The organism is Pseudomonas sp. F-14 TE3623 (genome assembly GCF_053629015.1).
Map to the genome: position 1 here is coordinate 2,351,426 of NZ_JBRJHM010000001.1, position 12,874 is coordinate 2,364,299.

The following is a 12,874-nucleotide window of genomic DNA, read 5'->3' on the forward strand; positions in this document are numbered from 1 at the left end:
AACATATAACAAATGTGGGAGCGGGCTTGCTCGCGAAAGCGGACTAACAGTCAACAAATACGTTGAATGTTAAATCGCTTTCGCGAGCAAGCCCGCTCCCACATTTGATTTGGGTGAAGCCAAAGACGTCACCCATGCCACAGGTTTGTGTTTAAACGGCTACTGCGCGTGGCTCACTGCGACGCAACGCCCGCATTTTGTGCAGCGTATCCGCGCACGTCTTCGCCGCTTCCTGACCTTTATGCACGAAATGCTCGAAGAAGAACTTCTGATGCTCTTCGCCGGCATGGAAGTGGTGCGGGGTCAAAACCACCGAGAACACCGGCACTTCGGTTTCCAGCTGAACCTGCATCAGGCCGCTGATTACCGACTGAGCGACGAATTCGTGGCGATAGATGCCGCCATCGACCACCAGGCCCGCCGCGACGATGCCGGCATAGCGGCCGGACTTGGCCAGCAGTTTGGCGTGCAGCGGAATTTCAAAGGCGCCGCCGACTTCGAAGAAATCGATGTCTGACTCCTGATAACCCTGAGCAATCATTTCGGCGACGAAGCCTTTACGGCTCTGATCGACGATTTCCTTGTGCCAGCAGGCCTGGATGAACGCGACGCGCTCGCCCTGATGGTTTTTGCTTTTGCTATCGATTGCGGTGGGTTGCATGTTCTGACTCCTGTTTGTGTGAAAAACAGGGCGTTATGAATCGAATGGGATTTTAGGGTACGCAGGCACAAATGCCTGCGGACGGCGCTTTGGTATAGAGCCTAGGCGGCGCCAATCCCGTTCTCTCTTCATCCGGACTATGACCGTCGGCCCCGGGATCACACCGGGTCTGCTGACCTTGTCGTCATCACAGCCATTGCCGTGCCTGTCGCCAAGCGCTCGCGGGCTATGCGCATTGCGCGCAATTACCGCCGGTGGGGAGTTACACCCCGCCCTGAGAACGTTTTGCCGCCAGATTGTTTGGCGGCGAAGCGTTTTTAACACATATTTTCGGGGCGTGCATGTCCAATACCGGTCAATCAAAATGCAGAACCTGTGGGAGCGGGCTTGCTCGCGAAAGCGGTTTAACATTCAACGCAAATGTTGACTGTCAGTCCGCCTTCGCGAGCAAGCCCGCTCCCACATGGATTGTGCTTTCTCGAGGAGTAACGTGCCTTTTCCTCGTTCAAGGCTTGATTATTCGCCGACATGACCGCAGTAATTCCAATCCAAAAGGGATTCTCCCTGCTTACCGAGGCCAGATTCATGAGCGTTATCGATCTTCGCAGCGACACCGTCACCCAACCGACCGCAGGGATGCTCGACGCGATGGCCAATGCGGCCACCGGTGACGACGTTTATGGCGAAGATCCGACGGTCAACCGCCTGGAGGCCGAACTGGCAAAACGACTGGGTTTTGCCGCTGCGCTGTTCGTGCCGACGGGCACCATGAGCAACTTGCTTGGCCTGATGGCCCACTGCGATCGCGGTGACGAATACATTGTCGGTCAGCAGGCCCACACCTATAAATACGAGGGTGGCGGCGCGGCTGTGCTCGGTTCGATCCAGCCGCAGCCGCTGGAAGTGCAGGCCGATGGTTCGCTGGACCTGGCGCAGGTCGCCGCTGCGATCAAGCCGGATGACTTCCACTTCGCCCGCACCCGTTTGCTGGCGCTGGAAAACACCATGCAAGGCAAGGTTTTGCCGCTGGAATATCTGGCCCGGGCTCGCCATTTCACTCGTGAAAACGGTCTGGCGCTGCATCTGGATGGCGCACGACTCTACAACGCGGCGGTCAAGTTGGGTGTCGACGCCCGGGAGATCACTCAGCATTTCGATTCGGTTTCGGTCTGCCTGTCCAAAGGTCTGGGCGCGCCGATCGGTTCGGTGCTGTGCGGCTCGGTCGAGTTGATCGCCAAGGCGCGGCGTCTGCGCAAAATGGTCGGCGGCGGCATGCGTCAGGCCGGGATTCTCGCTGCGGCGGGGCTGTATGCGCTGGACAACAACGTTCAGCGCTTGGCCGATGACCATGTCAACGCACAAAAGCTGGCTGAAGGCTTGCGCGCGGCGGGCTATGAGGTCGAGCCGGTGCAGACCAATATGGTTTACGTGCAGATGGGCGACAAGGCTGACGCGATCAAGGCCTTCGCGGCGACGCGCGGGATCAAGCTCAGCGCTGCCGGTCGCCTGCGAATGGTTACGCACATGGACGTCAGCCGTGCGCAAATCGAGCAGGTCGTCGCTACATTCGTCGACTTTTCCCGCATCTAATCGCGTTAGCGGTCCAATTGACCGTTTCTATCGTATAAACACGCTGTACCCCGCGCGCAGGGCCGATATAATGCGGCCCTTTGCCGTCGCTTCGTCTGTTGACGTTTCGAACAGGCCTTTGGCCGCAGCCTCCGTGGAAGAACCTAATGAAAAGCGCAGAAATCCGTGAAGCCTTCCTTCGCTTCTTCGAAGAGCAAGGCCACACCCGTGTAGCCTCCAGCTCTTTGATTCCGGGCAACGACCCAACCCTGCTGTTCACTAACGCGGGGATGAACCAGTTCAAGGACTGCTTTCTGGGCCAGGAAAAGCGCGCGTACACCCGCGCTGTAAGCAGCCAGAAATGCGTGCGCGCCGGCGGCAAGCACAACGACCTGGAAAACGTCGGTTATACCGCCCGTCACCACACCTTCTTCGAAATGTTGGGTAACTTCAGCTTCGGTGATTATTTCAAGCGTGACGCCATCACCTACGCCTGGAACTTCCTGACCTCCGAGAAGTGGCTGAACCTGCCGAAAGAAAAGCTCTGGGTCACCGTCTACGCCAGCGATGACGAGGCGTACGACATCTGGACCAAAGACATCGGCGTGCCAGCCGAGCGCATGGTTCGCATCGGCGACAACAAAGGCGCGCCGTACGCTTCCGACAACTTCTGGACCATGGGCGATACTGGCCCGTGCGGTCCTTGCACCGAGATTTTCTATGATCACGGCGCCGACATCTGGGGTGGCCCACCGGGCTCGCCGGAAGAAGACGGTGACCGTTACATCGAGATCTGGAACAACGTGTTCATGCAGTTCAACCGCACCGCCGATGGCGTGTTGCACCCGTTGCCAGCGCCGTCGGTGGACACCGGCATGGGCCTGGAGCGGATCAGTGCCGTGCTGCAGCACGTACACTCGAACTATGAAATCGACCTGTTCCAGAGCCTGCTGACCGCATCGGCCAAAGCCATCGGTTGCACCAACGACGCTCAGGCTTCGCTGAAAGTCGTGGCTGACCACATTCGCTCGTGCGGCTTCCTTATTGCCGATGGCGTGCTGCCGTCCAACGAAGGTCGCGGTTATGTGCTGCGCCGGATCATTCGTCGCGCTTGCCGTCACGGTAACAAACTGGGCGCCAAGGGCAGCTTCTTCTACCAGATCGTTGCGGCCCTGGTCGCCGAAATGGGTGAAGCATTCCCTGAGCTGAAATCCCAACAGGCGCACATCGAGCGCGTCCTGAAAGCCGAAGAAGAGCAATTCGCCAAGACCCTGGAGCAAGGCCTGAAGATCCTCGAGCAGGATCTGGCCGACCTCAAAGGCGACGTGGTGCCGGGTGACGTGGTGTTCAAGCTTTACGACACTTACGGCTTCCCGATGGACCTGACCGGCGACATCGCTCGCGAGCGCAGCCTGACCATCGACGAGGAAGGCTTCGAGCGCGAAATGGAAGCCCAGCGCGTCCGTGCTCGCTCCGCCAGCTCCTTCGGCATGGACTACAACAGCCTGGTCAAGGTTGATGTGGCCACTGAGTTCACCGGTTACACCGCTCATAGTGGTTCCGCCAAAATCGTTGCTCTCTATAAAGACGGGCAATCGGTTGACGTACTGAGCGAAGGCGAAGAGGGCGTAGTCGTTCTCAATCAGACCCCGTTCTATGCTGAGTCCGGCGGTCAGATTGGCGACTGCGGCTTCCTCCAGGCTGGCGCTGCGCGTTTCGACGTGCGCGACACCACCAAGACCGGCGGCGCGTTCCTGCACCACGGTGTGCTGGATTCGGGCAGCCTGATCGTGGGTACTCCGGTGGAGACTCATGTGGATGCCGAAGTGCGTCACGCGACTTCGCTGAACCACTCCGCCACTCACTTGCTGCATGCCGCATTGCGCCAGGTATTGGGCGAGCACGTTCAGCAGAAAGGCTCGTTGGTCGACAGTCAGCGTCTACGCTTTGACTTCAGCCACTTCGAAGCAATCAAGCCTGAACAGCTGAAAGCGCTGGAAGACATCGTCAACGCCGAGATTCGCAAGAACTCCGAAGTTGAAACCGAAGAAACCGACATCGAAACCGCCAAGCAAAAAGGCGCCATGGCGCTGTTCGGCGAGAAGTACGGCGACAGTGTTCGCGTGCTGAGCATGGGCGGCGATTTCTCCGTCGAGCTGTGCGGCGGTATTCACGCCAACCGTACCGGCGACATCGGCCTGCTGAAAATCATCAGCGAAGGCGGTGTGGCCTCCGGTGTGCGTCGTATCGAGGCAGTGACCGGCGCAGCAGCGCTGGCCTACTTGAACGCGGCTGAAGAACAACTCAAGGAAGCGGCCAACCTGGTCAAGGGCAGCCGCGATAACCTGATCGACAAGCTGTCGGCTGTGCTGGAGCGCAACCGTCTGCTGGAGAAGCAACTCGAGCAGTTGCAGGCCAAGGCGGCCAGCGCGGCGGGCGACGATCTGTCGGCTTCTGCCCTGGACGTCAAAGGCGTGAAAGTGCTGGCCGTGCGTCTGGACGGTCAGGATGGCAAGGCGCTGCTGGCGCTGGTCGATCAACTGAAAAACAAACTCGGCCGCGCAGTGATCCTGCTCGGCAGTGTCCATGAGGAAAAGGTCGTTCTGGTTGCAGGCGTGACCAAAGACCTGACTGGCCAACTCAAAGCCGGTGATTTAATGAAACAGGCTGCTGCGGCAGTGGGCGGGAAGGGCGGTGGTCGTCCAGACATGGCGCAGGGCGGCGGTATTGACGCTGGCGCACTGGATGCCGCATTGGCCCTGACTGTTCCATTTGTAGAGCAGGGTTTATAAGGCAGTGTTTCTGGCCCGTGGTCTAGTGGCGGGCCAGAACGCTGTTTGAGTGATTATTGGGCGCCCTTCATGGGCAGAGGCGGCTTTGAAATGGCTTTGATCGTACAGAAATTTGGAGGCACCTCAGTCGGCACTGTCGAGAGAATCGAGCAGGTCGCCGACAAGGTTAAGAAATTCCGCGATGCGGGCGATGACCTGGTGGTTGTGCTGTCTGCAATGAGCGGCGAAACCAACCGTCTGATCGATCTGGCCAAGCAAATCAGTGGCGACGGTCAGCCGGTTCCTCGTGAGCTGGATGTGATCGTATCCACCGGTGAGCAGGTGACGATTGCACTGTTGGCCATGGCGCTGATCAAGCGCGGCGTGCCAGCGGTGTCGTACACCGGCAATCAGGTACGGATTCTGACGGATAGCGCGCACAATAAAGCGCGTATCTTACAGATTGATGACCAGAAGATTCGCGGTGACCTGAAGGCCGGTCGCGTGGTGGTTGTCGCCGGTTTCCAGGGCGTCGACGAGCACGGCAATATCACCACGCTCGGTCGTGGCGGTTCCGACACCACCGGCGTGGCGCTGGCAGCGGCCCTGAAGGCTGACGAATGCCAGATCTACACCGACGTCGACGGTGTCTACACCACCGACCCGCGTGTGGTGTCCGTGGCTCAGCGCCTGGACAAAATCACCTTTGAAGAGATGCTGGAAATGGCCAGCCTCGGTTCCAAGGTGTTGCAGATCCGTGCGGTGGAATTCGCCGGCAAGTACAACGTTCCGCTGCGCGTACTGCACAGCTTCAAGGAGGGTCCGGGCACCCTCATTACTATTGATGAAGAGGAAACCATGGAACAGCCGATCATTTCCGGCATCGCTTTCAACCGCGATGAAGCCAAGCTGACCATCCGTGGCGTGCCAGACACCCCGGGCGTGGCGTTCAAGATTCTCGGCCCGATCAGTGCCGCGAACATCGAAGTCGACATGATCGTGCAAAACGTTGCGCACGATAACACCACCGACTTCACCTTCACCGTGCACCGCAATGACTTCCAGGCGGCGCAAACCGTGCTGGAAAACACTGCTCGCGAGATCGGTGCCCGTGAAGTCATTGGCGATACCAAGATTGCCAAGGTCTCGATCGTCGGCGTTGGCATGCGCTCCCATGCGGGCGTGGCCAGCCGTATGTTCGAATCGCTGGCGAAAGAGAGCATCAACATCCAGATGATCTCGACGTCGGAAATCAAAGTATCCGTGGTGATCGAAGAGAAGTACCTGGAACTGGCTGTGCGCGCTCTGCACACGGCTTTCGAACTGGATGCGCCGGCCCGACAGGGCGAGTAATGCGTTTCCCGAAGGGCGCGGTCTGACCGCGCCCTTTGTTTTTTTGAATGGCGCGGCCCAAAGCTGTTCTTTTGCCCGCGCTAGTCAATACTCAGGCATGTAGGGCTGCGATCGTTCTGGTTGTAGGTCGAATGCCTTTTTTTTGCAGACTGTTGTCCCTGAAATGAAATGCGTGAGGAGAAAGGTATGCTGATTCTGACTCGTCGGTGCGCAGAAAGCCTGATTATTGGTGATGGCGAAATCACTGTGACCGTGCTCGGCGTTAAAGGAAATCAAGTGCGTATCGGTGTCAATGCCCCGAAAGAGGTTGCTGTGCACCGTGAAGAAATTTACCTGCGTATAAAGAAAGAGAAGGACGAAGAACCAAGCCATTAATTTTTATCGTTTTTTATGTTTGCAAACGGGGAAAAGGTTGGTTAAGATACGCCCCGTGTTGCGGAGAGCTGGCCGAGTGGCCGAAGGCGCTCCCCTGCTAAGGGAGTACACCTCAAAAGGGTGTCGGGGGTTCGAATCCCCCGTTCTCCGCCATTATTTGCGTAGTACGTTGTAATCTGGCTTCTTCGGTAAGTTGTTGAAATTACTAGAAAAAAGCGCTTTACAAAAAGATTCAACGGCCTATAATGCGCGGCAACAAATGCACTCGTAGCTCAGCTGGATAGAGTACTCGGCTACGAACCGAGCGGTCACAGGTTCGAATCCTGTCGAGTGCACCATTTAAGAGTTGTTTGCAGTAATGTGAATAACTTGGCTTCAACCAGTTGTGATCTGGTATAAAAACACAAATGCACTCGTAGCTCAGCTGGATAGAGTACTCGGCTACGAACCGAGCGGTCACAGGTTCGAATCCTGTCGAGTGCACCAAACACCAAAAAGCCCGCGTTTAACGCGGGCTTTTTGCCGTCTGCGATTTGGCTTTTCCTTTGGTACAACCTTTCTCGTCGAACTCGATATGAGCACTTCGCCCGCGCTTGTTGTCATAGCGATAGCTTGTGGCTGAATTGCGGGTGTTGATCTTGTCTGGCTTGCCGAGAGCGTTTTCGACGTCCTGCTGACTCATGCCGGCAACGATCCGCTGATTGATGATCGCTATGCGGCGTTCCTTCGCGCTGAGCAGATTTCCACATTTACCCTCGGACTGACCAACGATCGTCGGCTCTCTCCTTTGGAATTTCGTACCAGGTGTTTCGCGAAACTCTGCTTCTGGCATCAGGGGCGTCGCGCTGCCCGGCAAAAACGAGTGTACGTCCTGAAGTGAGAGGCTTTCTCCAGCCGTGCAGCTCAAGGTCGTGAAGGTGATGTGCCCATTGGCGGCTTCGCACCGGTGGACGGTCGTAGCAAGCGCCTGGGGCGGCAGGCAGAGCAGGGCGGCAAGTAAATAACGAGCAATCGATGGCATTCGACGTCCTCCATGACGGTCTCCATCAAGGGTAGTCATTACATTTTCAGGCGGCAGTGTGTTTTCTTTTCAGAATAAGTCGTCGCAGTTTTATGGATCAGGATGGCGCTCAAGTTTGTCTCGCAAGCACTTGTTTCAGCCGCGATTTTTTAACGTTTAAAACCGTCAGGCGGTGTTATCATTGCGCCCGTCAGCCCCGCCGGGGCTTGTGGAATACCTCCATGGACTTACCCAGTAGTTACTCAGTACCCCGTTTTTCCAATCATGAATTGACTGATTGATCCTTCCGGCGTGCCCCGCTGCTGGGAGTGGAGTTCGCCTATGTCTGAAGTTGAAGTAAAGAAAACGCAGGAAAGCTTGCAAGACCGCCTCGCTCAAGTCGTTGAGCTGCTGCAGCGTCAGCGGGTGGTCGAAGACCTGACTCACCGCCAGGAAGGTCCGCATCACGACCGGGTCGAGAACCTGGTTCACCGGCAAAACCTCGTCGAGTTACAGCGCAAGCTCGATGATCTGCACTCCGCCGACGTTGCCTACATCCTTGAAGCCTTGCCGCTGGACGATCGCCTGACGGTCTGGCAATTGGTCAAGGCCGATCGCGACGGCGACATTCTGCTCGAAGTATCCGATTCGGTTCGTGAAACCCTGATCGCCGACATGGACGATCACGAGCTCCTGGCAGCGGCCAAGGACATGGATGCCGACGAACTCGCTGACCTGGCCTCCGAGCTGCCGCGAGACGTCGTCCACGAGCTGATGGAAACCCTCGATGGTCAACAGCGTGAGCGCGTCCGCTCCGCGTTGTCCTATGACGAGGAGCAAGTCGGTGCGCTGATGGACTTCGAGATGGTGACCATCCGTGAGGATGTCAGTCTCGAAGTGGTTTTGCGTTACCTGCGCCGTCTCAAGGAGCTGCCGAGCCACACTGACAAACTGTTCGTGGTCGATTACGACGGCGTGCTCAAGGGCGTGTTGCCGATCAAGCGTCTGCTGGTCAACGACCCGGAAAAGCAAGTATCGGAAGTCATGGCCAGCGACCCGGTGAGTTTTCATCCGGACGAAGACGCTTACGAGGCCGCTCAAGCATTCGAGCGTTATGACTTGATCTCGGCCCCCGTGGTCGACAAGAACGGCAAGCTGATCGGTCGTCTGACCATCGATGAAATGGTCGACCTGATTCGTGAAGAGAGCGAAAACGAAGTTCTCAACATGGCGGGTCTGCGTGAAGAAGAAGATATTTTCGCGTCAGTCTGGAAATCCCTGCGCAACCGTTGGGCCTGGCTGGCGGTGAACCTGATTACTGCGTTCATTGCATCCCGGGTGATCGGCCTGTTCGAAGGCTCTATCGAGAAACTGGTAGCACTTGCGGCATTGATGCCGATCGTTGCCGGTATCGGTGGCAACTCGGGTAACCAGACGATCACCATGATCGTTCGGGCCATGGCGCTGGATCAGGTCAGTACCGGCAATACATCGCGGCTGATGCGCAAGGAGTTGGCGGTCGGTTTGATCAATGGTCTGGTCTGGGGCGGCGTGATTGGTGTGGTGGCCTACCTGCTTTATGGCAGTTGGTCCCTGGGCGTGGTGATGACCGCCGCCATGACGCTTAACCTGTTGCTTGCCGCATTGATGGGGGTTTTGATTCCGATGACCCTGGCACGGCTTGGGCGCGACCCGGCAATGGGTGCAAGTGTGATGATCACTGCCATGACCGACAGCGGTGGCTTTTTCATATTTCTCGGGCTGGCGACGATTTTCCTGCTTTAACATCCTGCTTCAAAAAACAACCCGCCTGATCGGCGGGTTTTTTTTAGCCAAATTTCAGGCAAAAAAAAGCCAGCAATTACGCTGGCTTGAGCTTTCGGGATAAATCAGGAAGCGTCTGCGGCCATTTCGGCGTCATGGGCGATCAGCGAAACCAGAGCGTTTTGCTGACGGTGGGAGAGTTGGCGGAAGCGTTGCAGCAGTTCGCGTTCATGCAATGACAGCTCGGGGCTGTCCAGGCGCATGCTCAATTCTTCACCCAACGCGCCTTCCTGAATAAGGCTCTGCTCAAGGCGCGCGATGATTTCGGAGTTCATGCTGCGATGATGATTGCGAGCCACCTCGGCAATGCGTTCACGCATTCCGTCTGGCAGACGTACGACGAACTTGTCAGCCGTACGGCTGGAATAAATTGCCTGTTTCAATGGGCGCATATATTTAACCGGTTAGTTCAGGGGAGCGGTTCTCGGGATAGGCCGCAGGATGTCAGATAGGACAAGCACTCCGGCCAAATGTTCAACCTGAATTGATAGAGGCGCGCATCATGCCTCAAATTAGCCAGATCATTGGCGTCAATTCTGTGACAAATATTGATCTGGGTAAAGGCTTAATGCCAGCACCTATTATCAGAAATGCGGACTGGTTTGAAAATAATCCATGAGTCCGTATCGCTGAACCGCGTCCTCTTGCCCGACAGGTGATGCCCGAAGACGCCTGAAGGTGCATGCTATGCGGATTCGATCCTTGTTCCTTACCTTATACAGGATAGTGGCAAATGGCCGATTTACTAGTGTGGGCACGTGGCGCGGGATAATTTCAGGATGGATGGCAGGCTGATTTATTTAATGGGGCCTTCGGGATCCGGCAAGGACAGCCTCATCGAAGCCGCTCGCGGGCCGTTGCGCGCAGGCAATTGTGAAGTCGTGCGCCGCGTTATCACGCGCTCGGCGGAGTCCGTGGGTGAAGACGCCATCGAGGTTTCCCGCGAAGAGTTCGAGCGACGCAGAGCCAAAGGGGATTTTGCATTGTCGTGGCAAGCCAATGGGCTGAGTTACGGTATTCCTGTGCGCATAGACCAATGGCTCGCGGACGGTCGCGATGTGTTGATCAACGGTTCTCGCGGGCACCTGGCAGAAGCGCAACAGCGCTATCCCACGCTATTGCCGGTGTTGTTGACGGTCAAGGATGAAGCCCTGCGCGAGCGTCTGCTACGGCGGGGGCGTGAGAGCCCGGCAGAAATTGAAGCAAGACTGCGCCGTAATGCGCTGTTTACGGCTGATGATTCAATCGGTGATCTGCAGATCCGCCGACTCGATAACTCCGGCGACCTTGCTGGCACCGTTGCCAATCTACTGAAACTGCTGAGCCTCAGCGCAACACCGGATCGAACTTGATCTTGCGCCCGGCGATCAGCGCCAACACGAACAATGCACCGAACACGCCGCAAGCAATCAGGGGCAGGGTGACGACCGTGTCCTCGACCAATGACAGATGAAGGATGCCACTCAGTAAGGCGAGGACGAAAAATCCTGCGGCTGATTTGGACATACGGTGCTCCTGATGGGGGGATTCAAAATACCAAGCGTTCGAAAGAGTGTGTACGCGGCTGAACAGTCTCCTGGCTCACCTCTTGGCTGACAAAACCGCGTTGATCGCTCATGACTGCCAACTGCGGTGTTTTTTGCAGTTGCAGGTAATGGGGGATGCGTTGAGCAATCGTCGCAACATCGTTTTCGGGGAAGAAATGAAAACCCACCAGAACCGCCAAAGCGACCGCGTTTGCGACTAACAGAGCGCTGTTCATAGGGCTGACCTCCTGTGTTCTGTGAGAACAGCCGAAGCAGCCTGCATGCCAAAAGTTTAACGGCTATTAAATCCTTTAAAAACAATGAATTAAGATATTTTTGCAAAATACCCGCATTGCATTTTGCAATGATGGCATTTTGCGGTGATGCAATTTGCACGGTAAACAAAGCCACGCTACCGTGAGGCGTCTGCCTACACTTAAAAAGCCTACGGACGACATGACAAAAGCGGGCCTGCCCGTTAACATGCACGCCGTCCATCGCTCCGCATTCCTTGCGGGGCGACTTGTGTCTCAGTAGCTCAATTGGATAGAGCATCCCCCTCCTAAGGGGAAGGTTGGCAGTTCGAACCTGCCCTGGGACACCATATAACTCGGGCCTTTCTGGCCATTCTCCTGACTACTACGTTTCTCTGTGAGAGCAGCGTGGCAGCAGGAGGAATAAATAAAGCCCCTTTCAGGATGATCTGGAGGGGGCTTTTTCGTATTCACGGCTCAGGGAAGATGCTGATGGAAAAGCCTGCTGGAATTCTCGCCCTGTGGGGTGACGATGCAAGAAACGTCAAGCCAGTCTTGCGCCTGGCCGTCGCGCGAAATTGAAGACCGTGGTTTGAGGGCTTGCGGGGCAATGCCGGCGAGCCAATCGACCTCTCGCGGGCGCGATCATATTGATAATGAACAATCTCGGTTCAAATGTTATCGAGAGAATTGAGTGTTGCAGTGGCCCCTCCGGGGTTTGCCCTCTATTCGGATCTGATTTATACAACAAGGCCACATGAGAAATGAAAATATTATTCATCGCTTCGCTAGGGATTTTATCGCTAATTCAAACATCACTATCCTTCGCGGATAATGTCAATGGGAAAAATCTCTATTCGCAGAGATGCGTTATGTGCCACGGAATAGATCTCAAAGGAACAGGACCATTGGCTAATAAAAGCAATCCTCCTACACCTGATCTTACAACATCCACTTTCAAAGAACGCCTAAATGACTATCCGGGCGTTATTGTGTCATCGATAATACTTCGTCCAAATGGAGACTTGATTCCAAGAACATTGAAAGAGAATGGTGTAAAGCTATCGACGCACTCTTGGAGTGTTAAGGATCTGCGCGATTTAAATCAATACATGAGTGGTGTGATTTCAAAAAATCGATGATTTTGAGATGAGCCAGACCAGCTTTCAGTAACTCCTTCAGCCGTTTGTGCAGATCGGCATCCACTGGCCGGCCTTAGTACTTGCCCGCGGCCCGGGCCTTCTCGATACCCTGTGCCTGCCGATCGCGGCGCTGCTTGTAATCCTTGCGGGCAATGGCTACCCATCATTTTCACAAGCATTGAGTTGATGGAGGCATGCTTAGGTGTAACATCTATCAATCAAGTAACACTACCTAGGGCAGCAGCACCTACACAGTCGACGGAACCCCCGTGGCACTGACGGCATGAAAGCCACTTGTGGCGCCAGTGGCCCAAAGGGTGCTGTAATTAGTTGATATTGTTGCGTCCTAAGAGGAAGGTTGGCAGTTCGAACCTGCCTTGGGACACCACATATTTGAAA

The 12,874-nt window shown here is 55.9% G+C and carries 12 protein-coding genes, 4 tRNA genes, 1 pseudogene and 1 riboswitch; of the genes and pseudogenes, 11 read left to right on the forward strand and 6 right to left on the reverse strand.

All coding sequences use genetic code 11. The features are described from left to right. Positions 1-151: 151 nt before the first annotated feature. Positions 152-661 carry a 6,7-dimethyl-8-ribityllumazine synthase gene (locus tag AB7M29_RS10680; RefSeq protein WP_008071834.1) on the reverse strand — a complete coding sequence of 170 codons (510 nt, stop codon included), beginning with the start codon at positions 659-661 and terminating at the stop codon, positions 152-154. A 115-nt stretch (positions 662-776) separates the two neighbouring features. Beyond that, positions 777-947: riboswitch (FMN riboswitch) on the reverse strand. 299 nt (positions 948-1,246) lie between these two features. Between AB7M29_RS10680 and ltaE the strand changes: the two genes are divergently transcribed. The 7 genes from ltaE to AB7M29_RS10715 all read left to right on the forward strand — a co-directional run bounded on the left by ltaE (position 1,247) and on the right by AB7M29_RS10715 (position 7,215). Continuing rightward, positions 1,247-2,251: a low-specificity L-threonine aldolase gene (gene ltaE / locus AB7M29_RS10685; RefSeq protein WP_454246828.1), complete on the forward strand. Its 1,005-nt coding sequence runs from the start codon at positions 1,247-1,249 to the stop codon at positions 2,249-2,251. 146 nt (positions 2,252-2,397) lie between these two features. After that, complete coding sequence (gene alaS, locus AB7M29_RS10690; RefSeq protein ID WP_454246829.1) at positions 2,398-5,022, forward strand: alanine--tRNA ligase; 2,625 nt, start codon at positions 2,398-2,400, stop codon at positions 5,020-5,022. A gap of 90 nt (positions 5,023-5,112) precedes the next feature. Continuing rightward, on the forward strand, positions 5,113-6,354 hold the full coding sequence (locus tag AB7M29_RS10695) for an aspartate kinase (RefSeq protein WP_052966529.1): 1,242 nt from the start codon (positions 5,113-5,115) through the stop codon (positions 6,352-6,354). A 186-nt stretch (positions 6,355-6,540) separates the two neighbouring features. Further along, positions 6,541-6,729 (forward strand): carbon storage regulator CsrA, encoded by a 189-nt coding sequence (gene csrA / locus AB7M29_RS10700; protein WP_002554426.1) that lies wholly within the window; start codon positions 6,541-6,543, stop codon positions 6,727-6,729. A 62-nt stretch (positions 6,730-6,791) separates the two neighbouring features. After that, positions 6,792-6,882 (forward strand) — tRNA-Ser (locus tag AB7M29_RS10705). A gap of 108 nt (positions 6,883-6,990) precedes the next feature. Next, a tRNA-Arg gene (locus AB7M29_RS10710) sits at positions 6,991-7,067 on the forward strand. A gap of 71 nt (positions 7,068-7,138) precedes the next feature. Further along, a tRNA-Arg gene (locus AB7M29_RS10715) sits at positions 7,139-7,215 on the forward strand. A gap of 19 nt (positions 7,216-7,234) precedes the next feature. Here the strand turns inward: AB7M29_RS10715 and AB7M29_RS10720 are convergent. Continuing rightward, entirely contained in the window at positions 7,235-7,750 is a 516-nt protein-coding gene (locus tag AB7M29_RS10720) for a cell envelope protein SmpA (RefSeq protein WP_454246830.1), read from the reverse strand. Positions 7,751-8,071: 321 nt separating this feature from the next. Here AB7M29_RS10720 and mgtE point away from each other — a divergent pair, with 321 nt between their 5' ends. Beyond that, positions 8,072-9,514 carry a magnesium transporter gene (gene mgtE, locus AB7M29_RS10725; protein ID WP_052966531.1) on the forward strand — a complete coding sequence of 481 codons (1,443 nt, stop codon included), beginning with the start codon at positions 8,072-8,074 and terminating at the stop codon, positions 9,512-9,514. A gap of 104 nt (positions 9,515-9,618) precedes the next feature. Here the strand turns inward: mgtE and AB7M29_RS10730 are convergent, their stop codons facing one another. After that, the gene (locus AB7M29_RS10730) at positions 9,619-9,945 is read right to left on the reverse strand and encodes an Arc family DNA-binding protein (protein WP_003178899.1); all 327 of its coding nucleotides are present in this window, start codon (positions 9,943-9,945) and stop codon (positions 9,619-9,621) included. A 387-nt stretch (positions 9,946-10,332) separates the two neighbouring features. Between AB7M29_RS10730 and phnN the strand changes: the two genes are divergently transcribed. Next, complete coding sequence (phnN, locus tag AB7M29_RS10735; RefSeq protein WP_454246831.1) at positions 10,333-10,905, forward strand: phosphonate metabolism protein/1,5-bisphosphokinase (PRPP-forming) PhnN; 573 nt, start codon at positions 10,333-10,335, stop codon at positions 10,903-10,905. Here phnN and AB7M29_RS10740 read toward each other — a convergent pair. Together AB7M29_RS10740 and AB7M29_RS10745 are read right to left on the reverse strand one after the other, a co-directional pair. Continuing rightward, positions 10,880-11,059 carry a PA3371 family protein gene (locus tag AB7M29_RS10740; protein WP_052966533.1) on the reverse strand — a complete coding sequence of 60 codons (180 nt, stop codon included), beginning with the start codon at positions 11,057-11,059 and terminating at the stop codon, positions 10,880-10,882. The genes phnN and AB7M29_RS10740 overlap by 26 nt on opposite strands. 22 nt (positions 11,060-11,081) lie before the next feature. After that, on the reverse strand, positions 11,082-11,315 hold the full coding sequence (locus AB7M29_RS10745) for a hypothetical protein (protein WP_454246832.1): 234 nt from the start codon (positions 11,313-11,315) through the stop codon (positions 11,082-11,084). 291 nt (positions 11,316-11,606) lie between these two features. Between AB7M29_RS10745 and AB7M29_RS10750 the strand changes: the two genes are divergently transcribed. Together AB7M29_RS10750 and AB7M29_RS10755 are read left to right on the forward strand one after the other, a co-directional pair. After that, positions 11,607-11,683 (forward strand) — tRNA-Arg (locus tag AB7M29_RS10750). 414 nt (positions 11,684-12,097) lie between these two features. Further along, positions 12,098-12,475 carry a c-type cytochrome gene (locus AB7M29_RS10755; RefSeq protein WP_454246833.1) on the forward strand — a complete coding sequence of 126 codons (378 nt, stop codon included), beginning with the start codon at positions 12,098-12,100 and terminating at the stop codon, positions 12,473-12,475. Here the strand turns inward: AB7M29_RS10755 and AB7M29_RS10760 are convergent. Beyond that, positions 12,417-12,666: pseudogene (locus tag AB7M29_RS10760) on the reverse strand (hypothetical protein); the annotation flags it as partial. The gene AB7M29_RS10755 and the pseudogene AB7M29_RS10760 overlap by 59 nt on opposite strands. Between the last annotated feature and the right edge of the window lie 208 nt (positions 12,667-12,874).

Bases quoted from the DNA above. Each gene is read 5' to 3' on its own strand.
- AB7M29_RS10680 (WP_008071834.1), bottom strand. From the start codon at position 661: ATGCAACCCACCGCAATCGATAGCAAAAGCAAAAACCATCAGGGCGAG.
- AB7M29_RS10755 (WP_454246833.1), top strand. From the start codon at position 12,098: ATGAAAATATTATTCATCGCTTCGCTAGGGATTTTATCGCTAATTCAA.
- AB7M29_RS10720 (WP_454246830.1), bottom strand. From the start codon at position 7,750: ATGCCATCGATTGCTCGTTATTTACTTGCCGCCCTGCTCTGCCTGCCG.
- alaS (WP_454246829.1), top strand. From the start codon at position 2,398: ATGAAAAGCGCAGAAATCCGTGAAGCCTTCCTTCGCTTCTTCGAAGAG.
- AB7M29_RS10740 (WP_052966533.1), bottom strand. From the start codon at position 11,059: ATGTCCAAATCAGCCGCAGGATTTTTCGTCCTCGCCTTACTGAGTGGC.
- csrA (WP_002554426.1), top strand. From the start codon at position 6,541: ATGCTGATTCTGACTCGTCGGTGCGCAGAAAGCCTGATTATTGGTGAT.
- phnN (WP_454246831.1), top strand. From the start codon at position 10,333: ATGGATGGCAGGCTGATTTATTTAATGGGGCCTTCGGGATCCGGCAAG.
- mgtE (WP_052966531.1), top strand. From the start codon at position 8,072: ATGTCTGAAGTTGAAGTAAAGAAAACGCAGGAAAGCTTGCAAGACCGC.
- AB7M29_RS10745 (WP_454246832.1), bottom strand. From the start codon at position 11,315: ATGAACAGCGCTCTGTTAGTCGCAAACGCGGTCGCTTTGGCGGTTCTG.
- AB7M29_RS10730 (WP_003178899.1), bottom strand. From the start codon at position 9,945: ATGCGCCCATTGAAACAGGCAATTTATTCCAGCCGTACGGCTGACAAG.
- ltaE (WP_454246828.1), top strand. From the start codon at position 1,247: ATGAGCGTTATCGATCTTCGCAGCGACACCGTCACCCAACCGACCGCA.
- AB7M29_RS10695 (WP_052966529.1), top strand. From the start codon at position 5,113: ATGGCTTTGATCGTACAGAAATTTGGAGGCACCTCAGTCGGCACTGTC.